Genomic DNA, 23,330 nt, shown 5'->3' with positions numbered 1-23,330 from the left:
GTCGGGCGGTCAGCCGACGCCCGCGTTGAGGAAGATGCCGCCGTCCACGACGAGGGTCTGCCCGGTGATCCAGTCGGACTGCTCGCAGGTGAGGAACGCCGCCGCTCCCCCTATGTCGGAGGGCACGCCGAGCCGCCCGAGCGGGTAGGCCGCGGCGGCCTCCGCCTCGCGGCCCTCGTACAGGGCCTTGGCGAATCTGGTCTTGACGACGGCCGGGGCGATGGCGTTGACCCGCACCCCGGGCGCGAACTCGTGCGCCAGCTGCTGGGTGAGGTTGATCATCGCGGCCTTGCTGACGCCGTAGGCGCCGATGAACGGGGAGGGCGCGAGGCCCGCCACCGAGGCGATGTTGACGATCGCGCCGCCGTTGTCCTTCTGCCAGGCGTGCCAGGTCTTCTGGGCGAAGCCGAGCGCGGAGATCACGTTCGTCTCGAACACCTTGCGCGCGACGTCCAGATCGAGGTCGGCCATCGGCCCGAACACCGGGTTGGTGCCGGCGTTGTTGACCAGGAAGTCGACGCGGCCGAAGGCGTCCATGGCGCGCTCCACGGCCTCGGCCTGGTGCGCCAGGTCGTGGGCCTTGCCCGCGACGGCGACGACCCGGTCGGCGCCGAGCCTGTCGACGGCCTCCTTGAGGGCGTCCTCGCCGCGGCCGGTGATGCAGACGCGGTCGCCGCGCGCGACCAGCGCCGCGGCGACGCCGTAGCCGATGCCCCGGCTGGCGCCCGTGACGAGGGCGACCTTGCCGGACGGCTCCGGGAGTTCAGTCATGTCCGTGTCCCTCATCGGTCCTAGTCGAGCGGTCCGCCGGCCACGTACAGCACCTGCCCGGAGACAAAACCGGCCGCCTCGCCGGTGAAGAAGGCGATGGCGTTGGCGATGTCCTCGGGCTCGCCGACGCGCTGCACCGGGATCTGGGTGGCGGCGGCCGCCTTGAACTCCTCGAAGCCCATCTTGACGCGCTCGGCGGTGGCCTTGGTCATCTCGGTGGCGATGAAGCCGGGGGCGACGGCGTTGGCGGTGATGCCGAACCTGCCGAGTTCGATGGCGAGGGTCTTGGTGAAGCCCTGCAGGCCGGCCTTGGCGGCGGAGTAGTTGACCTGGCCGCGGTTGCCCAGCGCCGAGGACGAGGAGAGGTTGACGATCCGGCCCCAGCCCGCGTCCACCATGTGCTTCTGGAGGGCCCTGGTCATCAGGAACGAGCCGCGCAGGTGCACGTTCATGACGGTGTCCCAGTCGGCCGTCGTCATCTTGAACAGCAGGTTGTCCCGGAGTACGCCGGCGTTGTTGACCAGGATCGTGGGGGCGCCAAGTTCCCCGACGACGCGCGCGACGGCGGCCTCGACCTGCGCCTCGTCCGAGACGTCGGCGCCGACCGCGACGGCCCTGCCGCCGGCGGCGGTGATCTTCTCCACGGTGTCCTTGCAGGCGGCCTCGTCAAGGTCGATCACCGCGACCGCGCGGCCCTCGGCGGCCAGTCGTACGGCGGTGGCGGCGCCGATACCGCGGGCGCCTCCGGTGACCACGGCGACCCGCTGCTCTGTGGTGGACATTGCTGGTTCTCCTCGCCCTTGAGAAATCCTGGTCGGCAGAGCCGGCCGGCCGGGCCGGTCTGCGGCTCCCACGGTACGCCCGACCGGTGAGCGACCGCTTAGTACCCTCGGTGGACGTGACGCTAGAAGCCAGGGCACCCGGTGTCAACGGCACACCCGGCGCATGTGATCCATTACCTCACCAGGAGGTCCAGCAATCGCTCCGCCTCGGCCGCCGGATGTGTGGTGAGCCCGGTGTGCACGGGGCCGGGCTGCACCACCGTCGAGCGGGGCGCGATCAGCCAGCGGAAGCGTCGTCCCGCGTCGTCCCCGGCCGCCTGCCCGGCCGCCTCGCCGCCGGCGCACACCCCTTCGATCGCGCGCAGCGCCGCCCGTACGCCGTCCGTGTCCGCGGCCGGGTCGAGCGCCAGCAGCCTGGCCTCGTCCAGTTGGATGCGGGCACCCAGGTACGCCCTGGCCCGGCAGTACACGACCACGCCCGCGTTGATGCACTCACCGCGCTCGACGCGGGGCACGACGCGCAGCACGGCGTACTCGAAGACGTCACGGCCGCCGCCCTGGCCCGGCCTGATGATGTGCCGCTCGGTCACTTGGCCCCCTCGATGCCGGTGATGCGCTGGTGGATGACGGCGGCCCGGGCGAGCAGCGGCCGTGCGTAGGCGCGCCGGAGGTCGTCCGGCGTGTCGAAGCCGGGCTCGTCGGCGAGCCAGGCGTCGGGGATCTCGGCGGTCACCTCGGCGAGCAGGTCCCCGGTGACCAGGGGGGCCAGCGCGGCGGCGGCCGCCGCGACGTCCGGCGCGAACCGGGCCAGGGCGTGGTCCGAGGCGTCGTACGGGCGGGCGGCGGAGGAGTCGGCGCCGGGCCAGTTGTGGTGCCAGATCATGGTGGCGCCGTGGTCAATGAGCCAAAGGTCGCCGTGGTGCATCAGCAGATTGGGGTTGCGCCAGGAGCGGTCGACGTTGTTCACCAGCGCGTCGAACCAGACGATCCGCCCGGCCTCCTGGGGGTCCACGGCGAAGGCCAGCGGGTCGAAGCCGAGCGCGCCGGAGAGGAAGTCCATGCCGAGGTTGGTGCCGCCGCTGGACCTGAGGAGTTCCTGCACCTCCCGGTCGGGCTCGCCGAGTCCCAGGACCGGGTCGAGCGCGATCGTCACCAGCGGGGGCACCCGGAAGCCGAGCCGGCGCGCCAGTTCCCCGCAGACCACCTCGGCGACCAGGGTCTTGCGACCCTGGCCCGCCCCGGTGAACTTCATGACATAGGTATGGAGGTCGTCCCCCTCGACGAGCCCCGGCAGCGAACCCCCCTCACGCAACGGCGTGATGTAGCGGACCGCGGTGACCTCAGACAACATTTCCCCAGGCTACACGCCTACTTGACCTTACAATTGACGACCGCCTCCGAGGCGCGGCGGACTCCTCGGCTTCCACTGGGAAGACCTCGACCCCGACGCAGACACCGCAGGCCGGACGTCGATCACGCGACGCGGGCTCCCGCGAAGCAGGGAACAGCTCGGCCGTGGACCGCGGCGGCTCAAGTCGTGTGGTGGGTCGCCGTGCTGACGTGTTTCGGGCATGGATCCGGTGGTGTCGGGCACGCGGTTCCTACGCGAAGAGCACGACCCGGAAACGGTCGGACAGCTCGCGGCGCCGGTGCGCGAGGACGCTGCCGAAACCGCCGAGTGCGTACGGCGACGACGCCCCGCACCGCGCCGCGGCTGTGGCCACCCTTCCCCTTCCACGAGGCTACGGACGGACGATGACGCGAACCGAGAGGAACGACGCAGGCGACAGCGGGAGCGATGGCGGCCGCATCGGTGCTCCAGAAGCGATGCGCCGCGCCGCTGCCCAACTCGCGGGACTGCTCGGCAGGGAGCCGGACTCGGTGTCCGCGATCAAGAGGACCGACGACGGTTGGACCGCCTGCGTGGAGGTCGTGGAGATCGAACGCGTTCCGGACACGTCGAGTGTCATGGCGTCGTATCGCGTCGACATGGACGACCGGGGCGAACTGACCGGCTATGAGCGCACACAACGCTACGCGCGCGGCCGGGTCGACCGATGAGGCACGAGAAGCAACAAGACCAGAACGAGACAGAAAGATACAGAAAGAGACAGAACGAGATAGAACGGGAGAAGCGACGTGAGCATAGTTCAGCAGTCCAACGCCCCGACGAGCGGAACCGGTTCAGGCAACCTCTACGACGTCCTGGAACTGATCCTCGACCGCGGTCTCGTCATCGACGCCTTCGTCCGGGTGTCCCTGGTCGGCATCGAAATACTCAAGATCGACGTCCGCGTCGTCGTCGCCAGTGTGGACACCTATCTGCGTTTCGCCGAGGCGTGCAACCGGCTCGACCTGGAGTCGGGCCGCAACAAGCCCTCCGGCCTCACCGACATCGTCGGTGACTCCATGGAGAGCGGCGCGAAGGGCAAGAGCAAGGGAGCACTGTCCGGAGCGGTCGAGGCGATCACCGATTCCCTCAAGGGCGGCTCCGACGACGCGGGAGAGGGCGAGCACGCCGGCAAGTCGACGTCGTCGAGCCGCCGTACGACCCGCCGCCGGGAGGAGTAGTCCATGGCCACCTACGTCTACGCGATCACCGCGTCGGACCATCCGCTCCGCGTCGACGCCCTGAGCGGGGTGGGCGAGCCCGCCGCCGCACTGCGTCTGGTGCGGGCCGGGGACCTGACGGCGGTCGTCAGCGACGCGCCCGACGGCCTGCGGGCCAAGCGCAGGGACGTGGCCGCGCACCAGTCCGTGCTGGAGGGCCTGATGGCCGACGGCGCCGTGCTGCCCATGCGGTTCGGGCTCGTGGGACCGGATGACGCACAGGTGGCGGCGGTCCTCGACGACCACCGGGAAAGCTACAAGGAACGGCTCGCGCGGCTCGACGGCTGCCTTGAGTTCCATGTGAAGGTCTCGCGGGACACGGACGACCTGCTGAGGGAGATCGTCCGAACATCGGACGAGGTCCGCCGACTGAACGAGTTCACCCGGGCGAACCCGGACGCGCAGAGCGAGAAGATGCGCCTCGGCGAACTCATCGCCGAGGAGGTCAAGGCCCGCCAGGAACGGGAGGCGAAGGAGATGACCGAACGCCTCTCCCCCGCCGCGCTCGACACCGTGCGGGGCGAGGCGTCCCGGGACACCCTGCTGAGCGTGTCGTTCCTGGTGAAGCGGGCCGAGGCCGCCGCCTTTTCGCAGGCCGTGCACGCGGAGGCCGCCCTGCACGGCAAGGGGTACACGGTCCGGCTGAACGGCCCGCTCCCGCCGTACAGCTTCGTCTGATGGGGCTCATCACTCAGCTCCTCACCCTGCCGGTGGCCCCGGTCCGCGGATTCGCCTGGGTGCTCGGACAGGCGCTGACGGCTGCCGAGCGGGAGTATTACGACCCCGGCCCGGTACGCGACCAACTGGCGGAATTGGAGCGGGAGTTCGTCGCGGGGCGGATCTCCGCGGAGGAATTCGACCGGCGCGAGGACGAACTGCTCGACGCGTTGGAGTCCATCCGGTACGAGCGATGGCGGCTCGGCCTCGACCCATGACGCCGCACGGCCAGGTCCGGATCGGGGCTGCGCCGGCTCCTTGTGTCCGTGACGCCACGACGATCAGTACGAGGGTGAACCGACATGCCCGACTCACTGGCCGGCCGTACCGGTCGGTCCCCTGCCCAAGTCCCCTACGGGCCGCCGCCGCACGGCAACTCCGCCAACCTCGCGGACATCCTGGAACGCGTCCTCGACAAGGGCGTGGTCATCGCGGGGGACATTCAGATCAACCTGCTCGACATCGAGTTGCTGACCATCAAACTGCGGCTGCTCGTCGCCTCCGTGGACAAGGCGAAGGAGATGGGCATCGACTGGTGGGAACACGACCCTTCGCTCTCCTCCCGCGCCGGTGACAACGCGCCGGGCCGTGCCCAGACGGTCGCACCAGCCGGGAGCACCGACGGTCAGGCCGCGGAGATCGACCGGCTGCGTGCCGAGGTCGCGGAGCTGCGCGCCGCCGCGGCCCTCCCCGATGCCGGGAGCCGCAACGGCGAGCGGGGGCCGCATGTCCCCGAAGGGAGCGAGGAGCGGTGACGGCGGACCGTGGAGCCGGCACCCTCTCCTACCTGTACGCGGTGTGCCGCGGGGACGCCCCCGACCCGCCGTTCGGGCCCGATGCGACCCCGGCGCCCGCGGGCGGCACCGGCCTGCGACTGGTCCGGCACAGCGGGCTGGCGGCCGTGGTGGCCTCCGTGCCCGCCGAGGAGTTCGGCACCGAGGGCCTTGAAGCCCGCCTCGGCGATCTGGAGCGGCTTGAGGCCCTTGCCCGCGCCCACAACGCGGTGGTGGACGCCGTGCACGGCCGCACCACCGTGCTGCCCATGCGGCTCGCGACGGTGTATCTCGACGACGCGCGCGTGGCCGGCGTTCTGCGGTGCGACGCCGACCGGTTCCGGCGGCTCCTCGACTGGCTGGACGGCCATGAGGAACTGGGCGTGAAGGTGTACGCGACCCCGGTGGCTCCGGAGCGGCCCGCGGCGTCCGGCGCCGCCTCGCGGTCGCCGAACGCGGGGGCCGGCGCCGACGCTCCGGGGCGTGCGTATCTCCGTCGCCGCCAGGCGCAGCGGCGCGGCCACCGCGAGGCGTACCGCGCCGCGGGCGAGGTGGCGGCACGCCTGCCGCAGACGGTGTCCGGGCTTGCGCGGGCCCGCGTGGCGCACCGCCCCCAACAGGCCGGCCTCGGCCCGCGGCCGGGCGAGAACATCGCCAACGAGGCGTATCTCGTGGCCCGTTCCGACCGCGCGGCATTCCGTACCGCCGTCTCCTCGCTGGCTCAGGGAGTGCCGGGGGTGCGGGTCGAGGTGACGGGCCCCTGGGCGCCGTACTCGTTCACGGCACACGACGGCATGAAGGAGGCGGAGGGCCGATGACGGACCTGCCCTGGGGCATCCCGGCGGCCGGCGCGCGGCTCGACGGCTTCGAGGAGGAGTCGCTGCCGGGTCGTGAAGTGGCCCTGATCGACCTGCTGGACCGGCTTCTGACCGGCGGCGCCGTGCTGACCGGGGATCTCGTGCTGTCCGTCGCGGACGTCGATCTGGTCCACATCAATCTGCGCGCGGTCATCCGGTCGATCACCGGCGACGAGCCGTCGCCGTGGGTGCGTGAGCCATGACGGCGGAGAACGACGACTTCGCGGCGGTCGCGCGGGCGGCGGCCCGCGCCTTCGACCTCGTGCCCGCGCCCCCTCGGGATGCGGGCGGGGGCGCGGAACCGGGCTCGCGCGGCGGGGACATCGCCCAGCGGCTGCGCACGGACCCGGAGACGGTGGAACGCGACCTGATCAAGCTGGTCCTCACCATCGTCGAGCTGCTGCGCCAGCTGATGGAACGCACGGCCCTGCACCGGGTGGACCAGGGCGACCTGGACGAATCCCAGGAGGAACGCATCGGCATGACGCTGATGATCCTGGAGGACCGCATGGCCGAACTGTGCGAGCGCTACGGGCTGACGATGGACGACCTGAACCTGGACCTCGGCCCGCTCGGATCGCTGCTGCCGCCCGGACACGGCGGCTGACGCCATGGCCCCGGACCGCCGTCCCCGCCGGTTTTGCGGGCCGTTCAGCGGCAAGACGCACATCATGGCTACCGAAAAGAACAAGGATTCGAGCAAGGGCCCGCAGGCCGCGCGTACGCGCACCGCAGGCGGCGCCGGCACCGTCCGCAAGAAGGCCCAGGCCACCGCCGGGCAGGCCAGGAGGAGCGGCGCCGACTCGGCGCGGCAGTCCAAGGAGTCCGCGGCCACGGCGAAGAAGGCCGCCGAGTCCGGCACCACGTCGTTGGGCGCGGCGGCCTCGCACGCGGGACGGGCCGCCGCCGCGGGCGTCGAGTCGACTCGGCGGACCACGGCCGCCGCCGCTTCCGGTGTCGCCTCGGGCGCCACGACCGCCTGGACGGTCGTGAAGAACCGCAAGAAGACCGCGATGGGCGTCGGCGCGGGACTCGTCGGAGTGCTGGGCGCGACGTTCGCGGCGGGCCGGGCCACCGCCCATCCGGCCGCCAAGGGCGGCCTTCTGACCCGTTTGACGAACGGACGCGTGTGACACGCTCCTTCGGGAGCGCCGGACCGCCCACGACCGCTCGGGCCCCAGGCGACACCCGACACCGCCCCTTCTTCGGCTGCCCCGGTTCCGGGGCGGCCGACGTCGTGTGACGGCCACGTCGACGTCTCGGTTCCCGAGCCGGTCATCCGGAGCGCCCTCGAACGAGTGGCACGAGGGCGGCCCGCGCATGCCGCGGGAGCTGTCACATCCGGCGCTCACGCCCCGTGGGCCCCGAGGGCGCCGGGATCTGGGCCTGGTCTGAACGGGCGGGCCCCGCGGGCCGTACCCCTTGACGGATCACGAGACAGCTCCGCGGAAGGGAATCCCCTCATGACCAGCGCATCGCTCGAATCCGGGGCGGGGCAGACCCGCCGTACCGTCGTCGCGACGGCCGGAGCGACGGGGCTCGCCCTCGTTCTGGCCGCTTGCGGATCGGACAGCGGCTCGGGCTCGTCCGACCCGGCCGCCGCCGGCGCGCAAAGCGACGGCGCGTCCACCGGCGGCGGTTCGGGCGGCGGCGAAAACGCCGCGGCCGGCGGCACCGTGCTCGCGAAGACCTCCGAGATCCCGGAGGGCGGCGGCAAGATCTTCAAGGACCAGGGCGTGGTGGTCACGCAGCCGACGGCGGGGCGGTTCCAGGCGTTCTCCTCGACGTGCACCCACCAGGGGTGCGCGGTGGGCAGCGTCTCCGACGGCGCGATCGTCTGCCCCTGCCACAACAGCAGGTTCTCCGTCGCCGACGGCACGGTGCAGGGCGGCCCGGCCACCCAGCCGCTGCCCGCCAAGAACATCACGGTGTCCGGGGACCAGATCACGCTCGCGTGAGGCTCAGGCCCCGCGGCGTGAACGTCTGAGGCAGTCCAGTACCTCGTCGGTGGTCACGACCGTGGCGACCAGCGCGAGGGTGTGGCGGATCATCGCGGGGGTGTAGTCGGCGGGCACCCCCGCGATGGCGTCGGCCGGCACGACGGCGGTGTAGCCGCGGTTGACGGCGTCGAAGACCGCGTTGGGGATCGCCACGTTGGCCGAGACACCGGTGACGATCAGCGTGCGGCAGCCCAGATTGCGCAGCAGCGCGTCGACTTCGGTGCCCTGGATGGGCGACAGGCCGTGCAGACGGCGTACGACGATGTCCTGCTCGGCCACCTCGATCGGCGGCGCGACGCGCACCGCGGTGGTGCCGGACAGCTGCTGCACGGGGAGCCGTTCGGCCGCGCGGAACAGCCGCGCGTTGCGGCCGGCGCCCCGGCCGTCCGGGCGGCGCTCGGCGATGGCGTGGATCACCTGGACGTCGCTGTCGTGCGCGGCGGCGACGAGCCGGGCGACCCTGCCGAGGGCGCCCGACGAGCGGGCCTGCCTGGCGAGTTCGGGCAGCGCCCCGTCGGGTCCCACGACGCCCTGCTGGCACTCCACGGTGAGCAGCACGGTGACCGTGGGATCGAGGAGTTCACTGAGCCGTTCTGAGGACGGCACGACGCCCCCTTTCGCCTGGGTGCGGGGCGGGCGAGACTAACCAGCATTGCCCGAGAGGGGAAGAAGGGGGCCGTATGACCGTCGCTCAACGCCGGGGCCGGAAGATCATGATGACGCCCGGTGAACTGGACGCGTTCCTCACCGGCCAGCGCACCTGCCGGGTCGCCACCGTCTCCGCGGACGGCGCGCCGCACGTCAGCGCGCTCTGGTTCGCCTGGGACGGCACCTCGCTCTGGCTGTACTCGGTGGTGCGCAGCAGACGCTGGTCGCAGCTGCGCCGCGATCCGCGGGTGGCCGTCGTGGTGGACTCGGGCGAGGAGTACGAGCAACTGCGCGGCGTGGAGCTGTCCGGGACCGTGGAGTTCGTCGGCGAGGTGCCGCGCACCGGGGAGCTGTGCGCCGAACTCGACACCCCGGAGACCCTGTTCGCCCGCAAGAACTTCGGCCTCGACGAGATGCCGCACGACGGCCGGCACGCCTGGGCGCGGCTGACCCCCGAGAAGATCGTCTCCTGGGACTTCCGCAAACTGGGCCTGCCCTAGGGCGGATCGCCGGGCTCAGCCCACCGTTTCGGCCGCCATCCGCAGCGCCTTGACCGCAGCCCTGATCGACGGGCGGCGGTCGGCGTCGGCCCGCCAGACGACGTACACATGGCGGCGCACCCGCTGGGTGAGCGGGACCATGACCACACCGGGCGGCACCGGGTGGCGGCCCAGCCGCGGGGCGATGCACACACCCAACCCGGAGGCGACCAACCCCAGTTGGGTGTGCGTCTCGGCGGCGCGGTGGCCGACGATCGGTTCGACGCCGCGCGAGCGCAGCGTGAAGACCAGCCACTCGTGACAGAACTCGCCCTCTCCCCAGGTGATCCACTCGTCGTCGGCGAACTCCCCGAGGTCCACCTCCGCGCGCTCCGCGTGCCGGTGGCCCGCGGGCATGGCGACATCGGCGGGATCGTCCAGCAGGGGCGCCTTCACCAGCCCGTCCGGGACCGGCATCGGCTTGTTGTACCAGTCCAGTACGACGGCGAGGTCGAGGTCGCCGCGCACCACCCCGGCGACACCGCTCTCCGGTTCCAGCTCGCACGAGCGCACCCGCAGGGCCGGATGCCGGGCGCGCAGGGCCGCGAGCGCGGTGGGGAACAGCCCGCGCGCGGCGGTCGGGAACGCGGAGAGCCGCAGTTCGCCGACGACCTGACCGCGGTGCGCCTCCAGGTCGGACTGGGCCAGCTCCACCTGGGAGAGGATGCGTGCCGCGTGCTCGGAGAGCAGCCGGCCGGCGTCCGTGAGGCGCACGCCCCGCCCGTTCTTGGCGAGGAGTTGCTGCCCCACCTCCCGCTCCAGCTTGCCCAGTTGCTGCGAGACGGCGGAGGTGGTGACATGCAGCGCCTCGGCCGCCTGGCTGACCGAGCCGTGCCGGGCGAGGGCGTCGAGGGTACGCAGGCGCTCCAGGTTCAACATGTAAGCAATACTAAGAGGTATCCGGTGAGAATTCTCGATTGTGCTACGGAGTTGGGTCCAGCATCGTTGCGTCCATGACCACCGTCACCCCCGCCAGGACCGGGGCCCGCCCCGCCGCCGCTTCCCGTCCCCGCCTCGACTGGCGTCTCCGGTTCGGCGCGCTGTCGCTGATCTGGGGCTTCAGCTTCCTGTTGATCAAGGTGGGCACGGAGGGCTACGCACCGTTCCAGGTCACGCTGGGCCGGCTGGTGTTCGGCGCGGCGGTGCTCTTCGCGGCGATGGCCGTGAAGCGGGAGCGGCTGCCGCGCGGCGCGCGCACCTGGCTGCATCTGACGGTCGCCGCGTTCCTGCTGAACGCCCTGCCGTTCTCCCTGTTCGCCTACGCGGAGCTGACGATCCCGTCCACGCTGGCCGGCATCTGCAACGCCACCTCGCCCCTGTGGGGCATGGCCCTGTCCCTGGTCGCCCTGTCCGAGGACCGCCCGACGCGGCGGCGGGTCGCGGGGCTCGGCCTCGGCTTCCTCGGGGTCCTGACCGTCCTCGGCGCCTGGCAGGGCTTCCACGGACTGGACGCCACGGGTACGGCGATGGCGCTGCTGGCGTCGCTCAGCTATCCCGTCGGCTGGATCTACGTCCGCCGCACGCTGGCCGGCACGGGCCACTCGCATCTGTCGGCGACCGGCGCGCAGTTGCTCCTGGCGACGGTCCAACTGGCCGTCGTCACGCCCCTGTTCACGTCCTTCCCGAGCCGTTTCCCGCTGGTCCCGCTGCTCGCCGTCGCCGCCCTCGGTGCGCTCGGCACCGGGCTGGCCGTGCTGGTGCAGTACGGCCTGGTCGCCGAGGTCGGGCCCACCACGGCCCAGATGGTCACCTACTTCATCCCGGTCATCGCCGCCGCGGCCGGTGTCGCGCTCCTGGGCGAGTCACTGGCCTGGACGACACCGGTGGGCGCGGTGATTGTCTTGGCGGGGGCCGCGCTGAGCGCTCCGCCGAGCGCTCCGCCGAGCGCTCCGCCGAGCGCTCCGCCGAGCGCTCCGCTGGGTGCGCCGCGATAGGTCGTGGGTCGGCTGCGGCGCCGTTGTGGCTGGGCGCGCCCGCGCGGCGGAGCCGCACATCGAAACAGTCCCGCACCCCTTCGGGCGCGACCCGCCGTCGGGCGGCTGCCTCGCCGTCGTGGCTAGTCGCGCAGTTCCCCGCGCCCCTTCCGGGGCGACCTGCCGTCGGGCGGCTGCGGCGCCGTTGTGGCTGGGCGCGCCCGCGCGGCGGAGCGGCACATTGATACAGCCCCGCGCCCCTTCGGGGCACACCCGCCGTCGGGCGACTGTCGCGCCGTCGTGGCTGAGCGCGCAGTTCCCCGCGCCCCTTCAGGGCGCACCCGCCGTCGGGCGGCTGCCGCGCCGTCGTGGTTGGTCGCGCAGTTCCCCGCGCCCCTTCGGGGCGCACCCGCCGTCGGGCGGCTGCCGCGCCGTCGTGGCTGGGCGCGCCCACGCGGCGGAGCCGCACATTGATACAGCCCCGCGCGGCGGAACAGCGGCGCGCCTCTTTGGGGGGCTGTCGGGCCGTGTTAGACGTAGCTTCGGGACGGGGCGGGGGTCAGGGCTGTGGCTATGGCGTTTGCCAGTGGAGCGGTTTCCTGGTGTGTGAGCGTGGAGACGGTGACGCGGATGGCGGGCGGGGCGGCGAGGCGGAACCGGGCGCCGGGGGCGACGGCCCAGCCGGCGTGCAGAAGGCGGGCGACCACGCCGGTCTCGTCCGGTACGGGAATCCACACGTTCATGCCGCTGCGCCCATGGGCGCGGATCCCGCGTTCCGCGAGCGCGTCGACGAGCGGTTCCCGGCGGGCCCGGTACGCCGCGGCCACCGCCGGTCCGTCCACCGCGCCGTCCGTCCACAGCCGGACCACGGCCCGCTGCACCAGCCGGCTGACCCAGCCCGGCCCCAGCCGCTGTCTGCCCCGCACCCGGTCGAGGGTGACGGGATCGCCGGTGAGGACGGCGAGGCGCAGATCGGGGCCGTACGCCTTGGCCACCGAGCGGACGAGGGCCCAGTGGCGCGTGCCGCCCGCCAGGGGGTGCAGCGGCAGATCGACGATGCCGTGGCCGTGGTCGTCCTCGATCAGCAGGGTGTGCGGGTGCGCGCGCAGCACGGATCGCAGGGCACGCGCGCGTGCGGCGCTCACCGAGGCGCCGGTGGGGTTCTGCGCGCGGGCCGTGACGATCAGCGCACGCGCGCCCGACTCCAGGGCGCGCCGCAGGCCGTCCACCAGCGGCCCGTCGTCGTCGACGCCCACGGGAGTCGTGCGCAGCCCGAGCGCGGGCACCAGGTCCAGGGTGCGGCCCCAGCCGGGGTCCTCGACGGCGACCGCGTCGCCCGGTCTGAGGTGGGCGACGAGCACCCGTTCCACGGCGTCCAGCGATCCGGACACCACCGCGAGGGGCCCGTCGGGCACCCCGTCGGCGTCGAGTTCGGCCCGTGCGATCCGGGCCAGCTCCGGCTCCACCGGCTCGGCGCCGTACAGGACCGGCTCCCTGTCCCCCGCCGCCGCGACCGCCGCGAAGGCGGGCGCGAGCGGAGGCAGCAGCGCGGGGTCCGGGTTGCCGTCGGACAGGTCGCGCACCCCGGGCGGCACGGCCACATCCAGTTGCGCACGGCCGGTCGTGGCCGGCGTGGGCCTGATCCGGCTGCCCCGGCGGCCGGCGGTCTCGATGACCCCGCGCTCCCGCAGGGTGCGGTAGGCGGCGGCCACGGTGTTCGGGTTGACGCCCAGCGTGGCCGCCAACTCCCTCATGGGCGGCAGCAGTCGGCCCGGCTCCAGGCGGCCGTCACCCACCGCGCGCTCGACGCTCGCGGCGATCTCCGCTGCGCCACGGCCTTCGATCGGATACTCTCCTAGCACAAACCATATTATGCACTAGTGCAATGGAGAACGCCATGCAGGGGCCTCAGCAGACACCGCCACAGCCCGCCGCCTACACCCCGACCGACCGCACCGTCCCCACCCGCTCCGCGGACCGGGCCTCGTACGACCGCGACCTGGTGCACGCGATACTCGACGAGGGCTACGTCTGCCACCTCGGCTTCGTCCGCGACGGCGCGCCCGTGGTGCTGCCGACGTTGTACGCCCGGGTCGGCGAGCGGCTGTACGTCCACGGCTCCACCGGATCGCGCCCGCTGCGGATGACGGGGCAGGCCGACCCCGGGCTCCCCGTCTGTCTGACGGTGACCCATGTAGACGGCCTGGTCCTGGCCCGGTCCGCCTTCCACCACTCCGTCAACTACCGGTCCGTCGTGGTGCACGGCACCGCATACGAGGTCACGGACGTCGAGGAGCGGCGGCTGGCCCTGGACGCGCTGGTCGACCACGTCGTCCCGGGCCGCGCGGCCGACTCCCGGCCCGCCGACAAGAAGGAACTGGCCGCCACCGCGGTGATCCGGCTGGACCTGGACGAGGTCTCCGCCAAGCTGCGCACCGGCGGCGCGAACGACGAACCCGAGGACCTGGCCCTCCCGCACTGGGCGGGCGTGGTACCGCTGCGCAAGGGCTACGACACGCCGCTCCCCAACGCCGACCTCGCCCCCGGCGTCGAACTCCCCGGCTACCTCAAGGCCCTGTGATGCTGATCCACCCCTGGGACGCGCCGCACGAGGACACGGAGTGGCAGACCTGGCTGGCCGCGCACGACTTCGGCCAGCTCGCGGTCAACGGCCTGCCCGGCGAGCCGCCCGCCGTCCAGCCACTCCACTTCGCCTACGACGCCGGCCGCGCCGAGGTCGTCGCCCACCTCGCCCGCCCCAACCCCCTGTGGGCCGCGCTCCAGGCCGACCCGCAGGTGCTGCTCAGCGTGGTCGACGACTACGTCTACGTCCCCGGCCCCTGGCAGGCCGCCCCCGGCACCCCGGCCGAGCACGGCGTTCCGACCAGCTTCTACGCGGCCGTCCAGCTCCGCTGCACGGCCCATGTGGTGGACGATCCCGCCGAGAAGGCCGACCTCCTCAACCGCCAGCTCGGCCACTTCCAGCCCGCGGGCGGCTCGGCAGCCGCGACACCGGACGGGCCGCCGTACGGCAGGATGCTGCCCGGCATCCGCGGGCTGCGCCTCGAAGTGACCGGCGTACGGGCCAAGTTCAAGTACGCGGGCCAGAAGCCCGAGGAGGTCCGGGAGCGGATCGCCTCGGCGCTGGCGCGGCGCCGAGGCCCACGCGACGACGCGGCCCGTGACCACCTGCTACGCCGACGCGGCTCCTGAACCGAGGTGCCCCGCGGGTTCCCCAAGGCCGGGCGACCGGGGTGCCGACCGCGCTCCAGAGGCCGGCCGGACACGGGACACCGGGCGGCCACGGGCGCGGCGGGTCGGGCGGTGGGTCAGGCCGGGGCCGGGTCTGCCGTCGTCCGGCGGGCGGCCCTCGCCTCCGCCGCCGCCAGAGCGCCGACCGAGGCCAGCATCAGCAGGGTGCCCGCCACCGTCGACGCCGTCAGGTGCTCGCCGAGCAGCGTGACGGCGAGGACCGCCGCGCTCACCGGCTCCAGCAGCATGATCACCGACACGGTCGCCGACCGTACGACGGCGGCGCCCGCGAAGTAGAGGGCGTAGGCGAGCGCCGTGGGGATCGCCGCGATGTAGACCACCAGCCACAGGACCCGCGCGGGATGCGCGGTGTGCGGGATCAGGCCGTCCGCCAGCGCGAAGGGCAGCAGGCACGCACTGGTGACCGCGAACGCCCACACCGTCGTACCGGAGGCGTCCGCGTCGCCGTGCCGGCCCCACCAGCGGGTGAGCAGCGTCATCGCGGAGTAGCCGGCCGCCGAGGCCAGCGCGAGCAGCACCCCGGAGGGGCGTACGGACGCGCCCGCGCTGCCGAGCGTGAGCACGGCAAGCCCGGCGAGCGCCCCGACGACGGCGGCTGCCCCGCCGCGGCCCAGCCGCTCGCCCAGCGCGAACCGGGCGCCGAGCGCGATCAGGACGGGTCCGGCGCCCAGGGTCACGACGGTCGCCACGGCGAGTCCGGTGGCGGAGACGGCAGCGAAGTAGGCGGTCTGGAAGACGGCGAGGCCGAGGCCGGTGGCGACCGCCTTCACGGCCCTGCGGCCGAGCGGTTCGGGGACGGCCGGGCGCGGGGCGCCGCGGCGCAGCAGCCGGCCGGCGAGCAGCAGCGCGAGCCCGGCGGCGCAGCGCCAGAAGGACAGGGTGGTGGCGCCCATGTCACTGGCCCGGTAGACCAGGGAGGCGGCGGCTCCGGCGGTGCCCCAGGCGGCACCGGCGACGGTCAGATAGAGCAGGCCACGCCCGACGGGCAGGCCGAAGGCAGGGTTCGACACGAATCTTCTCCGCAGAGGTGCAGAAGTACGGGAGGCGGCCCGCTCAGGCGGGGCGCGCGGACTTCATCTGCGGGCAGCACCGTCCGACCCGGCGGCGATGTGCCGGGCGTGGTGTCCGGAGGCCCGCCTCAGGCGGCCGGAGGGGGAAGGACGAGTGCGTTCGACGGCATGCCCCGCACCCTATGCGGCCCTCCCCTTCACGGACAACTCGCGTTCCGCGCCGCCGCCCGCGACCGGCTCGGCGGAGCCCCTGGCGGGCGTCGAGGACTGTGCGATGAAGGCGCCGGCCAGCACGATCACGCCACCGGCCACCTGCGGAAGCGACAGGTGCTCGCCGAGCAGCACCCAGGCGAGCACGGTCGCGACGACCGCTTCGAGGCAGGCCACGACCCCCGCGACCGGCGGGGAGAGCCGGCGCACGGACAGCACTCCCGTGATGTACGCGGCGACCGTGGCGACCAGGACGATCCAGGCGAGCAGCGCCACGGCCGGCACCGCGTCGCCGTGCAGCCGCGCGGTACCGGAGAGCACGGACCAGTCCATGGTCCAGGGGCGGGCCAGGGCGGTCAGCACGGCGGCGCCGACGAGCAGGCCGTACGCGATGACGCCGAGCGGGTCCGGTGCCGCCTCGCCCGCGTCGCTGCCCTGGTCGGACAGGACGAAGTAGCCGACCTGGCAGCAGGCGGCGCCGAGGGCCAGCAGCAGTCCGAGGGCGTCGAAGCCCAGCCCCGACCACACCTCGACCACACAGGCGAGGCCGCCGGCCGCGAGGATGACGCCGAGCGCGGCGGCCCGGGTCACCGGCCGCCGCTGCACGAACCGCACCCAGCCGAGCACCAGGGCGGGGGCCAGGTACTCCACGAGCAGCGCGACGCCGACCGGGATGCGGGAGAGCGCGGCGAAGTAGCAGGCCTGCACGCCGGCCACGGCGAGCAGGCCGAAGCCGGCGAGGAGCCCGGGGCGGCGGCGCAGCAGGGCGCGGTGGCGCACGGCGAGCGGCAGCATCACCAGGGCGGCACCGGTCACCCGCAGCCACACCACGTGCAGCGGATCGAGTCCCGCCTCGATCAGCGGCTTGGCCGCGACACCGGATCCTCCGAAGGCGAGCGCCGAACCGAGCGCGAGGCCGAGGCCGACGCCCTTTCCGTGGCTGCCCGGACTGCTCTCAGACGTAGGCACCGGCCCATGATGACAGGCGACGTCAGGACCGTCACCCCCGTTGACACCTGTCTCACCGGCTGGACGGGGGCCGGGCTCGGCTCGGCGGCCGGTCCCGTCTCAGGACGCCTCGCCGTCCGCCGCGTACTCCCCCGCGCGGCTGTCGATCCGGGTGAGCAGGCCGGGCACGTCGACGCCTGCGCGGCCGAGCACTTCGACGGCCCGGGACTGCCGGTCGCCGACGACGGCCGCGAGCAGGTCGGTGCCGACGGCGCGGTCGGCGCCGCGGAGGGCGGCGCGGCTCGCGGCGTACCGCATGGCGGCTGCGGCCAGCGGAGAGCAGCCCTCCGTCTCGCGTGGGTCCGCGCCCTTGGCCGCCGGTCCGTCCGGCTCGGGCTCCTTCGGCTGCGGCTCCTTCTGCTGCGCGCCGGCCGGTCCCGCATCGCGCAGCACGGCGATCGGGCCCGAGTCCTCGACGGAGTTCTGCCAGCGCAGGCCGTAACCGATGCTGCGCTGCACGAGATAGCCGAGCAGGCGGGCGATCTGCGGGGTGTCGCCGATGACGGCGCGCACGTCCGGATCGGACTCCAGCAGCGAGTGCAGCAGATGGGCGGTGTCGATCTGCCGGTCCCCGTCCCGGACGGCCCTCCGGCGGGCAGCGGCGACCACCGCCGCCAGCTCGGCACTGAGTCCGGCATCGCCGCCCGCGCGGTCCGTGCCCTGGTCATGGGCGGACTGGCGGGGAATACGGGGTTGCACATCCCCTACCCCATCAGCCCCGGGAGCCGGAGTCATCCCCGACGGGAAGCATTTCGGCGTCCCACACAAAGTGGACGCCGCGGGCCGCAATCTCCTCCTTACGGAGGAGATCAGGCCGTTTCCCCCGCGCCGGCGCGCGCCGCCTTGCCCCACGCCCCCGAAAACCAGCGGGCACCCGGGACCGGTCCGACGCGGCGGCGATACGGCCGGTGGGCCGGCCCGGGGCCGCATCCGCACATTTCCTGACGGTTCATCAGTATTGAATGTTCGACGCGCTGCGGCTACGTTCCGCGACACCGTAGCCCGATACGAAGGGGTGGTCGCATGGCCGAAGTCAGCGCGGAGGCACGCATCCAGGCACCGGCCGAGAAGGTGTGGGCCCGGCTCACGGACTGGCCGGCGTACGGAGAGTGGAACGCGACTCACACCAACTTCCCCGACGGCGGCCCGAAGACCCTGGCGGTGGGCGGGACCTTCCAGGAGAACATGAAGCTGATGGGCTTCCCGGCGGAGGTCGAGTGGACCATCGAGGAACTGGAGCCGGCCCGGGTGCTCGCGATCCGCGGCAAGGGGCCGATGGGGGTGACCGTCGCCACCCGCTACACGCTCACGCCCGAGGGTGAGGCCACGACGGTCCGGATCGACGGCGAGTTCACCGGCGCCGCCGTCTCGCTGATGGCGGGCAGGCTCAAGGACTCGGCGACCGCCGCCCTCAACGAGTCGCTGCGCAAGCTGAACGACCTGGTCACCTGACCCAGCCCCCACCCAGGCGACCCGCCCCGCGCATCCCCCCACGAGACACCCCGACCGCACCGCAGCACCCCCCGACCACAACCCCGGTCGCACGAGCGCGCCGCCCGGGCCGCGGCCCGACCACGCACCCAACCGGAGGCACCCTCGCGGATCACCCCACTGGCACCCCGGACCGCGCCCATCCCGCCTCCCAGCCGCAGCGCACGGACCAGGGCCCGGCCACGCACCCAGGCGACGGCGCCCCGCGGATCGCTCCGCGGGGCGCCGTCCGGCCGTACGCGCCGCATCTTGCGGTCGCGGCGCGCGGAACGCGATGTCAATCCTCGTCGGCGAGGATCAGGTACAGCTTCTTGCGGGACTCGTTGATGACGGCCAGCGCCTTCTCGCGCTGCTCCTTCGAGCCCGTGCGCCAGACCTGCCCGAATGCCTCCATCAGGCCGAAGCCGGCCTGGCGGATCTCGCCCAGCGCCTCCCAGTCGACCCCGCGCGTGGCCTCCTCCCAGGGAGCCTCGGGCCCCTGGTCGGCCGCGGCACGGCCGTCCTCGGTGAGCGAGAACAGCTTCTTGCCGCCCTCGCTCTCACTGGCGATCAGCCCCTCGTCCTCCAGCAACTGGAGGGTGGGGTAGACCGAGCCGGGGCTGGGCTTCCACGCCCCGCCGCTGCGCTCGGCGATCTCCTGGATCATCTCGTAGCCGTGCATCGGGCGGTCCTTGAGCAGGGCCAGGATCGAGGCCCGTACGTCACCGCGCCGCGCCCTGCCGCGCGGCCCGCCGCGCCCTCGCGGCCCCCAGGGCCCGGGTCCGCCGGGTCCACCGTGCCCGAAGCCGGGTCCGCCCGGGCCGAACGGCCCGAAGGCGGCCCGCCGCCCGTCGAACCCGCCGCGGTCGCGCCGGTGGGGACCGTCCTGTCGATGTCCACGCTCGAATCCGTGGGTACGCATCGCCATCACTCCATTCATCGTTGATCAGTCGCGATGCCTCAACGATATATCGGAACCATTCGAACGACAACCCCCCCGGCCTGAGTCGCCCCCAGGGAGGAGAAGCGGGACCCGGAGCCGCGATCGGGCCAGAGTTCGCGGATTGGCCTTGGTGCGCCCCGCGCCGACACCTCTAGCGTCGTCGGCATGCGCATTCGAATCGTCGACGCCTTCGCCGACCGCCCCTTCGCCGGCAACCCCGCCGGGGTCCTGCTCCTCGACGCCTTCCCCGAGGACGGCCGGCTCCAGGACATCGCCATGGAGGTCAACCACGCCGAAACGGCGTTCGCGCACCGCCTGCCCGAGGGCGGCTCCGCGGACTGGGCCCTGCGGTGGTTCACACCGGTCACGGAGGTGGCGATGTGCGGGCACGCCACGCTCGCCGCCGCCCACGTCCTGCACACCACCGGCGCGCACGACGGGCCGGTGCGCTTCGCCACCCGCAGCGGCGTGCTGATCGCGACTCCCGGCGCGGACGGCTCGATCACGCTGGACTTCCCGACCGCGCCGCTCACCCCCGTCGAGGTCCCGGCCGGCGTCGCCGAAGCCCTGGGCGCCGAGCCGGTCGCCGCCTTCGACACCGGCCCGCAGGTCGGCGATCTGCTGCTGGAACTCGCCGACGAGAAGACCGTCCTGGACCTGGCGCCCGACCACAAGGCGCTCGCCGCCTACTCGACGCGCGGCATCATCGCCACGGCGCGCGCCGCGCACCCGGACCGCGGCCACGACTTCGTCTCCCGGTGCTTCTTCCCGAACGTCGGCATCGACGAGGACCCGGTCACCGGCAGCGCGCACACGGCCCTCGCGCCCCACTGGTCCGCGCGCCTCGGCCGCTCCGCGCTCACCGGCCTGCAGGCATCCGCGCGCTCCGGAGTCGTCCGCACCGTGCTGCGCGGCGAGCGCACGCTGCTCACCGGCCGCGCGGTCACCGTCATCGACGGAGAACTGCTCGCCTGAGACCCGCCCAGGGGGCGTACGAGCCGGCCGTACGCCCCCACGCGGACGTGTTCACGCCGTCGGCAGCCACCCCACCTTGCCGGCGAGCAGCGCGTAGCCCACGAACGCACCGATGTCGAGCAGGCAATGCGCGACCACCAGCGGACCGACCCGGCCCCAGCGCCGGTACAGATGGACGAAGACGACGCCCATGACCAGGTTGCCGATGAAGCCGCCGATGCCCTGGTACAGGTGGTAGGAGCCGCGCAGCACCGAACTCGCCGCCAGCGCGGCGCCCGGGCCCCAGCCCAACTGGCCGAGCCTGCGCAGCAGATAGCCGACGACGATCACCTCTTCGAGGATCGCGTTCTGCGCCGCGGACAGGATCAGCACCGGGTACTTCCACCACACGTCGGGCAGCGCCTCGGGCACCACCGTGAGGTTGAACCCGAGGCTGCGGGCGGCCAGGTAGAAGGCGATCCCGGCGCTGCCGATCACGGCCGCGACACCGGCTCCGCGGCCCAGGTCGGGCCAGGGCCGGGTGCGGTCGAAGCCGAGGGTGCGCAGGCTCTTCCCCTCGCGCACAAGCAGGTGCGCGACCAGCGCGACGGGGACGAGCGCCGTCGCGATGCCGAACAGCTGCCAGGCGAGATCCAGCCAGGGCCGGCCCGGCGCGGCCGAGGCGTTGAGGGTCGCGGCCTGGTCCTTGAGGCCGCCCGGTTTCGTGACCGATCCGATGAAGCTGATCAGAGCGGACACTCCGCTCGCGCCGAGCGAAAGTGCCAGAACGAGCAGCGTCTCGTCCCGGAGAATCCGCCGCGCGGGCCGCTCCCGCGGCTCAGAACCGGCCACCGGGTCCGCCTCCACCTGCACATCTGCCTCCAGTTGACTGATCACGCCCCATGGTCGCCCTCGCCCCGCTAGGGTCTCGAAAGAAGTTACGAAGGACGTGCGCGACAGGCCGCCCGGGGGGACGGACGCCGCACGGGGCGTACCTCCCTGTGGCGTGCCGTGTGGCCGGATTCCGCCGCGCGGCTCACCAGGGAGGGGCACCACCGCCATGGGACGTCACAGCTTGCCCGATCGGTCCCGGGCGGGCGCGGCCGACCCCCGTCCGCGCGCCCGTCGCCGCAGCGTCGCCGTCGCGGCGGTGCTCGTCCTGACCGTCGCGGCCGGCACGGCGGCGGCCGTCCGCGGCGGACTGCTCTCCTTCGGCTCCTCCTGCCAGGACGACCCGGTGCGGCTGACGCTGGCCGCCGCCCCGGACCTGGCCCCGGCGCTGCGGGCGGCGGCAGAGCGGGCGCGCGAGGAGGACGTCACCTCCGACGGCCGCTGCATCGCCCTCACGGTGAGCGCGCAAGACTCCTTCGACGTCGCGGACACGCTGCGCAGGGGCGGCAAGCCCGACGCGCAGGTGTGGGTGCCCGACTCGGAGGCGTGGGTCGAGCGGGTCGCGGCGGACGCGAGGGCGACGCAGGTCAACCAGCTGGGCCATGTCGCCGCCAGCCCGGTGGCGGTGGCGATGCTGCCGGCCGCCGCCCGTTCGCTCGGCTGGCCGAAGAAGACGTACACCTGGACCGAACTGGCGGGTGCCGCGCTGCGGGGCGGCGCCCCGCGGCTCGGCGCGGCCGATCCGGCGCGCAGCGCGACCGGGCTGCTCGCGCTCACCCGGCTGAACGCCGCCGCGGCCGGGACGAAGAACGGGCAGACCCGGGCGGCGGCCATGATGAAGGCGCTCGCGCAGCGCGTCTCCGCCACCGACGAGCAGGTGCTGCGCACGCTGCCGCGCGACGCCTCCTCCGGCACCGGGCAGGACGACCCGGAGCGCAACGCGGCGCTGATCCTCAGCGAACAGGCCGCGTTCGCCCACAACGCGACCGCCGCCCCCGGCCGGCGGCTCGACCTCTTCTACCCCACGGACGGGTCCCCGTCGCTCGACCATCCCTACGCGCTGGTCGACGAGGCGGAACTGACCACGGACGAGAGCCGGGCCGCGGTCCGGTTCATGACGTATCTGTGGCAGCCCGCGCAGCACCGGCTGCTGGAGAAGTACGGCTTCCGCACGGACGACGCCGTCCCCCGTACGGTGGTCGACCGGGCCGGGGGCAGCACCCCGCAGCCGTACGCGGAGCCGTCGGCCGAGCCGCCGACCGGCACGGCACTCCAACAGGCGCTGGGCACGTGGACGATCACGGTGCAGAGCGCCCGGATCACCACGGTCGTGGACGCCTCCGCGTCGATGGCGCAGGCGGTGCCGGGTACGTCCCGCACACGCATGGACGTGACCCGGGCGGCGCTGCTCCAGGCCCTGGACACCTTCACGGCCGAGGACGAGATCGGGCTGTGGGATTTCGCCACCCATCTGGACGGCGACGCGGACTACCGCGTCCTGGTGCCGACCGAACGGCTCGGCGACCGCAAGGGCGGCGGTACCCAGCGGGACCGGCTGTCGGCGGCGTTCGGCGGCCTCGAACCGGTGCCGGGCGGCGCCACGGGCCTGTACGACACGACGCTGGCCGCGTACCGGGCGGCGACGGCGTCGTACGCGAAGGACAGGTTCAACGCGCTGGTCGTGCTGACGGACGGGGTGAACGAGGACCCGGGCAGCATCTCCCGCTCCGCGCTCGTCGCCGAACTGGAAAAGCTCAGCGACCCCGGGCGGCCCGTCCCGCTGGTCGTCATCGCCGTGGGTCCCGAGGCGTCCCGGGACGAGGCCGCGCGGCTGGCCGGGGCCACGGGCGGTATCGCCGAGATGGTCGACGATCCCGCCCAGATCCACGCGGTGATCCTGAAGGCGATCGTGGCGGCGGGCGCGGCGGGCGCGGGCGACAACGCGGGCTGAACCCGCGAAG

General features: G+C 73.4%; 30 protein-coding genes. 17 read left to right on the top strand and 13 right to left on the bottom strand.

What is annotated here, in order from left to right:
* Window positions 1–9: 9 nt before the first annotated feature.
* The 5 genes from AC27LF_RS30075 to AC27LF_RS30055 form a co-directional block, all read right to left on the bottom strand.
* Window positions 10–771 carry an SDR family oxidoreductase gene (locus AC27LF_RS30075; RefSeq protein WP_479659797.1) on the bottom strand — a complete coding sequence of 254 codons (762 nt, stop codon included), beginning with the start codon at window positions 769–771 and terminating at the stop codon, window positions 10–12.
* Window positions 772–791: 20 nt separating this feature from the next.
* The gene (gene fabG / locus AC27LF_RS30070) at window positions 792–1,553 is read right to left on the bottom strand and encodes a 3-oxoacyl-ACP reductase FabG (RefSeq protein WP_479659798.1); all 762 of its coding nucleotides are present in this window, start codon (window positions 1,551–1,553) and stop codon (window positions 792–794) included.
* Window positions 1,554–1,726: 173 nt separating this feature from the next.
* Window positions 1,727–2,143, bottom strand: coding sequence for a DUF3037 domain-containing protein (locus tag AC27LF_RS30065; RefSeq protein ID WP_479659799.1), 417 nt, complete (start codon window positions 2,141–2,143; stop codon window positions 1,727–1,729).
* Complete coding sequence (locus AC27LF_RS30060; protein WP_479659800.1) at window positions 2,140–2,904, bottom strand: HipA family kinase; 765 nt, start codon at window positions 2,902–2,904, stop codon at window positions 2,140–2,142. Before AC27LF_RS30060 ends, AC27LF_RS30065 begins: the two co-directional genes overlap by 4 nt.
* A gap of 250 nt (window positions 2,905–3,154) precedes the next feature.
* The gene (locus AC27LF_RS30055) at window positions 3,155–3,277 is read right to left on the bottom strand and encodes a hypothetical protein (protein WP_479659801.1); all 123 of its coding nucleotides are present in this window, start codon (window positions 3,275–3,277) and stop codon (window positions 3,155–3,157) included.
* A 31-nt stretch (window positions 3,278–3,308) separates the two neighbouring features.
* On the opposite strand from AC27LF_RS30055, the gene AC27LF_RS30050 reads away from it, so the two are divergent.
* The 10 genes from AC27LF_RS30050 to AC27LF_RS30005 all read left to right on the top strand — a co-directional run bounded on the left by AC27LF_RS30050 (window position 3,309) and on the right by AC27LF_RS30005 (window position 8,468).
* A complete protein-coding gene (locus AC27LF_RS30050) occupies window positions 3,309–3,614 on the top strand; it encodes a gas vesicle protein GvpO (protein WP_479659802.1) in 306 nt (101 codons plus the stop codon).
* 78 nt (window positions 3,615–3,692) lie between these two features.
* Complete coding sequence (locus AC27LF_RS30045) at window positions 3,693–4,124, top strand: gas vesicle structural protein GvpA (protein WP_479659803.1); 432 nt, start codon at window positions 3,693–3,695, stop codon at window positions 4,122–4,124.
* A 3-nt stretch (window positions 4,125–4,127) separates the two neighbouring features.
* On the top strand, window positions 4,128–4,841 hold the full coding sequence (locus AC27LF_RS30040) for a GvpL/GvpF family gas vesicle protein (protein WP_479659804.1): 714 nt from the start codon (window positions 4,128–4,130) through the stop codon (window positions 4,839–4,841).
* On the top strand, window positions 4,841–5,098 hold the full coding sequence (locus AC27LF_RS30035; RefSeq protein WP_479659805.1) for a gas vesicle protein GvpG: 258 nt from the start codon (window positions 4,841–4,843) through the stop codon (window positions 5,096–5,098). The genes AC27LF_RS30040 and AC27LF_RS30035 overlap by 1 nt, the downstream gene beginning before the upstream one ends.
* Before the next feature lie 84 nt (window positions 5,099–5,182).
* Window positions 5,183–5,635 (top strand): gas vesicle protein, encoded by a 453-nt coding sequence (locus AC27LF_RS30030; RefSeq protein ID WP_479659806.1) that lies wholly within the window; start codon window positions 5,183–5,185, stop codon window positions 5,633–5,635.
* Window positions 5,632–6,471, top strand: a complete 840-nt coding sequence (locus AC27LF_RS30025) for a GvpL/GvpF family gas vesicle protein (protein WP_479659807.1) — start codon at window positions 5,632–5,634, stop codon at window positions 6,469–6,471. The genes AC27LF_RS30030 and AC27LF_RS30025 overlap by 4 nt, the downstream gene beginning before the upstream one ends.
* The gene (locus AC27LF_RS30020) at window positions 6,468–6,713 is read left to right on the top strand and encodes a gas vesicle protein (RefSeq protein ID WP_479659808.1); all 246 of its coding nucleotides are present in this window, start codon (window positions 6,468–6,470) and stop codon (window positions 6,711–6,713) included. Before AC27LF_RS30025 ends, AC27LF_RS30020 begins: the two co-directional genes overlap by 4 nt.
* Window positions 6,710–7,117 carry a gas vesicle protein K gene (locus AC27LF_RS30015; RefSeq protein WP_479659809.1) on the top strand — a complete coding sequence of 136 codons (408 nt, stop codon included), beginning with the start codon at window positions 6,710–6,712 and terminating at the stop codon, window positions 7,115–7,117. Before AC27LF_RS30020 ends, AC27LF_RS30015 begins: the two co-directional genes overlap by 4 nt.
* A gap of 64 nt (window positions 7,118–7,181) precedes the next feature.
* Window positions 7,182–7,643 carry a hypothetical protein gene (locus AC27LF_RS30010; RefSeq protein WP_479659810.1) on the top strand — a complete coding sequence of 154 codons (462 nt, stop codon included), beginning with the start codon at window positions 7,182–7,184 and terminating at the stop codon, window positions 7,641–7,643.
* Between the two features lie 330 nt (window positions 7,644–7,973).
* A complete protein-coding gene (locus AC27LF_RS30005; RefSeq protein ID WP_479659811.1) occupies window positions 7,974–8,468 on the top strand; it encodes a Rieske (2Fe-2S) protein in 495 nt (164 codons plus the stop codon).
* Between the two features lie 3 nt (window positions 8,469–8,471).
* Here the strand turns inward: AC27LF_RS30005 and AC27LF_RS30000 are convergent, their stop codons facing one another.
* On the bottom strand, window positions 8,472–9,116 hold the full coding sequence (locus AC27LF_RS30000; RefSeq protein WP_479659812.1) for a cysteine hydrolase family protein: 645 nt from the start codon (window positions 9,114–9,116) through the stop codon (window positions 8,472–8,474).
* A 74-nt stretch (window positions 9,117–9,190) separates the two neighbouring features.
* Here AC27LF_RS30000 and AC27LF_RS29995 point away from each other — a divergent pair, with 74 nt between their 5' ends.
* Entirely contained in the window at window positions 9,191–9,658 is a 468-nt protein-coding gene (locus tag AC27LF_RS29995) for a pyridoxamine 5'-phosphate oxidase family protein (RefSeq protein ID WP_479659813.1), read from the top strand.
* Window positions 9,659–9,673: 15 nt separating this feature from the next.
* On the opposite strand, the gene AC27LF_RS29990 is transcribed toward AC27LF_RS29995, so the two are convergent.
* Window positions 9,674–10,576: a LysR family transcriptional regulator gene (locus AC27LF_RS29990; protein WP_479659814.1), complete on the bottom strand. Its 903-nt coding sequence runs from the start codon at window positions 10,574–10,576 to the stop codon at window positions 9,674–9,676.
* A 74-nt stretch (window positions 10,577–10,650) separates the two neighbouring features.
* Between AC27LF_RS29990 and AC27LF_RS29985 the strand changes: the two genes are divergently transcribed.
* Window positions 10,651–11,631, top strand: a complete 981-nt coding sequence (locus AC27LF_RS29985) for a DMT family transporter (protein ID WP_479659815.1) — start codon at window positions 10,651–10,653, stop codon at window positions 11,629–11,631.
* A 509-nt stretch (window positions 11,632–12,140) separates the two neighbouring features.
* Here AC27LF_RS29985 and AC27LF_RS29980 read toward each other — a convergent pair.
* Window positions 12,141–13,472, bottom strand: coding sequence for an aminotransferase class I/II-fold pyridoxal phosphate-dependent enzyme (locus AC27LF_RS29980; protein ID WP_479659816.1), 1,332 nt, complete (start codon window positions 13,470–13,472; stop codon window positions 12,141–12,143).
* A gap of 35 nt (window positions 13,473–13,507) precedes the next feature.
* Between AC27LF_RS29980 and AC27LF_RS29975 the strand changes: the two genes are divergently transcribed.
* Together AC27LF_RS29975 and AC27LF_RS29970 are read left to right on the top strand one after the other, a co-directional pair.
* Window positions 13,508–14,191, top strand: a complete 684-nt coding sequence (locus tag AC27LF_RS29975) for a pyridoxamine 5'-phosphate oxidase family protein (RefSeq protein WP_479659846.1) — start codon at window positions 13,508–13,510, stop codon at window positions 14,189–14,191.
* Window positions 14,191–14,823 carry an FMN-binding negative transcriptional regulator gene (locus tag AC27LF_RS29970; protein ID WP_479659817.1) on the top strand — a complete coding sequence of 211 codons (633 nt, stop codon included), beginning with the start codon at window positions 14,191–14,193 and terminating at the stop codon, window positions 14,821–14,823. Before AC27LF_RS29975 ends, AC27LF_RS29970 begins: the two co-directional genes overlap by 1 nt.
* Window positions 14,824–14,939: 116 nt before the next feature.
* Here the strand turns inward: AC27LF_RS29970 and AC27LF_RS29965 are convergent, their stop codons facing one another.
* The 3 genes from AC27LF_RS29965 to AC27LF_RS29955 all read right to left on the bottom strand — a co-directional run bounded on the left by AC27LF_RS29965 (window position 14,940) and on the right by AC27LF_RS29955 (window position 17,810).
* Window positions 14,940–15,893, bottom strand: coding sequence for a DMT family transporter (locus tag AC27LF_RS29965; protein WP_479659818.1), 954 nt, complete (start codon window positions 15,891–15,893; stop codon window positions 14,940–14,942).
* A 180-nt stretch (window positions 15,894–16,073) separates the two neighbouring features.
* A complete protein-coding gene (locus tag AC27LF_RS29960; protein WP_479659819.1) occupies window positions 16,074–17,072 on the bottom strand; it encodes an EamA family transporter in 999 nt (332 codons plus the stop codon).
* Between the two features lie 99 nt (window positions 17,073–17,171).
* On the bottom strand, window positions 17,172–17,810 hold the full coding sequence (locus AC27LF_RS29955; RefSeq protein ID WP_479659820.1) for a peptidase: 639 nt from the start codon (window positions 17,808–17,810) through the stop codon (window positions 17,172–17,174).
* Window positions 17,811–18,134: 324 nt separating this feature from the next.
* On the opposite strand from AC27LF_RS29955, the gene AC27LF_RS29950 reads away from it, so the two are divergent.
* Window positions 18,135–18,563: a type II toxin-antitoxin system Rv0910 family toxin gene (locus AC27LF_RS29950; RefSeq protein WP_479659821.1), complete on the top strand. Its 429-nt coding sequence runs from the start codon at window positions 18,135–18,137 to the stop codon at window positions 18,561–18,563.
* Window positions 18,564–18,879: 316 nt separating this feature from the next.
* On the opposite strand, the gene AC27LF_RS29945 is transcribed toward AC27LF_RS29950, so the two are convergent.
* Entirely contained in the window at window positions 18,880–19,503 is a 624-nt protein-coding gene (locus AC27LF_RS29945) for a PadR family transcriptional regulator (RefSeq protein WP_479659822.1), read from the bottom strand.
* A 186-nt stretch (window positions 19,504–19,689) separates the two neighbouring features.
* Between AC27LF_RS29945 and AC27LF_RS29940 the strand changes: the two genes are divergently transcribed.
* On the top strand, window positions 19,690–20,499 hold the full coding sequence (locus AC27LF_RS29940; protein WP_479659823.1) for a PhzF family phenazine biosynthesis protein: 810 nt from the start codon (window positions 19,690–19,692) through the stop codon (window positions 20,497–20,499).
* A gap of 51 nt (window positions 20,500–20,550) precedes the next feature.
* Here the strand turns inward: AC27LF_RS29940 and AC27LF_RS29935 are convergent, their stop codons facing one another.
* Window positions 20,551–21,351, bottom strand: coding sequence for a CPBP family intramembrane glutamic endopeptidase (locus AC27LF_RS29935; RefSeq protein ID WP_479659847.1), 801 nt, complete (start codon window positions 21,349–21,351; stop codon window positions 20,551–20,553).
* Window positions 21,352–21,538: 187 nt separating this feature from the next.
* On the opposite strand from AC27LF_RS29935, the gene AC27LF_RS29930 reads away from it, so the two are divergent.
* Complete coding sequence (locus AC27LF_RS29930) at window positions 21,539–23,320, top strand: substrate-binding domain-containing protein (protein WP_479659824.1); 1,782 nt, start codon at window positions 21,539–21,541, stop codon at window positions 23,318–23,320.
* The last annotated feature ends 10 nt before the right edge of the window (window positions 23,321–23,330 follow it).

This window comes from Streptomyces diversicolor (genome assembly GCF_057537855.1).
The sequence above is the reverse complement of the archived record's forward strand: the minus strand, read 5'-3'. Positions and strand labels throughout refer to the sequence as shown.

Bases quoted from the DNA above. Each gene is read 5' to 3' on its own strand.
- AC27LF_RS30075 (WP_479659797.1), bottom strand. From the start codon at position 771: ATGACTGAACTCCCGGAGCCGTCCGGCAAGGTCGCCCTCGTCACGGGC.
- fabG (WP_479659798.1), bottom strand. From the start codon at position 1,553: ATGTCCACCACAGAGCAGCGGGTCGCCGTGGTCACCGGAGGCGCCCGC.
- AC27LF_RS30060 (WP_479659800.1), bottom strand. From the start codon at position 2,904: ATGTTGTCTGAGGTCACCGCGGTCCGCTACATCACGCCGTTGCGTGAG.
- AC27LF_RS30050 (WP_479659802.1), top strand. From the start codon at position 3,309: ATGACGCGAACCGAGAGGAACGACGCAGGCGACAGCGGGAGCGATGGC.
- AC27LF_RS30040 (WP_479659804.1), top strand. From the start codon at position 4,128: ATGGCCACCTACGTCTACGCGATCACCGCGTCGGACCATCCGCTCCGC.
- AC27LF_RS30035 (WP_479659805.1), top strand. From the start codon at position 4,841: ATGGGGCTCATCACTCAGCTCCTCACCCTGCCGGTGGCCCCGGTCCGC.
- AC27LF_RS30030 (WP_479659806.1), top strand. From the start codon at position 5,183: ATGCCCGACTCACTGGCCGGCCGTACCGGTCGGTCCCCTGCCCAAGTC.
- AC27LF_RS30020 (WP_479659808.1), top strand. From the start codon at position 6,468: ATGACGGACCTGCCCTGGGGCATCCCGGCGGCCGGCGCGCGGCTCGAC.
- AC27LF_RS30015 (WP_479659809.1), top strand. From the start codon at position 6,710: ATGACGGCGGAGAACGACGACTTCGCGGCGGTCGCGCGGGCGGCGGCC.
- AC27LF_RS30010 (WP_479659810.1), top strand. From the start codon at position 7,182: ATGGCTACCGAAAAGAACAAGGATTCGAGCAAGGGCCCGCAGGCCGCG.
- AC27LF_RS30005 (WP_479659811.1), top strand. From the start codon at position 7,974: ATGACCAGCGCATCGCTCGAATCCGGGGCGGGGCAGACCCGCCGTACC.
- AC27LF_RS29995 (WP_479659813.1), top strand. From the start codon at position 9,191: ATGACCGTCGCTCAACGCCGGGGCCGGAAGATCATGATGACGCCCGGT.
- AC27LF_RS29990 (WP_479659814.1), bottom strand. From the start codon at position 10,576: ATGTTGAACCTGGAGCGCCTGCGTACCCTCGACGCCCTCGCCCGGCAC.
- AC27LF_RS29985 (WP_479659815.1), top strand. From the start codon at position 10,651: ATGACCACCGTCACCCCCGCCAGGACCGGGGCCCGCCCCGCCGCCGCT.
- AC27LF_RS29975 (WP_479659846.1), top strand. From the start codon at position 13,508: ATGCAGGGGCCTCAGCAGACACCGCCACAGCCCGCCGCCTACACCCCG.
- AC27LF_RS29970 (WP_479659817.1), top strand. From the start codon at position 14,191: ATGCTGATCCACCCCTGGGACGCGCCGCACGAGGACACGGAGTGGCAG.
- AC27LF_RS29950 (WP_479659821.1), top strand. From the start codon at position 18,135: ATGGCCGAAGTCAGCGCGGAGGCACGCATCCAGGCACCGGCCGAGAAG.
- AC27LF_RS29945 (WP_479659822.1), bottom strand. From the start codon at position 19,503: ATGCGTACCCACGGATTCGAGCGTGGACATCGACAGGACGGTCCCCAC.
- AC27LF_RS29940 (WP_479659823.1), top strand. From the start codon at position 19,690: ATGCGCATTCGAATCGTCGACGCCTTCGCCGACCGCCCCTTCGCCGGC.
- AC27LF_RS29930 (WP_479659824.1), top strand. From the start codon at position 21,539: ATGGGACGTCACAGCTTGCCCGATCGGTCCCGGGCGGGCGCGGCCGAC.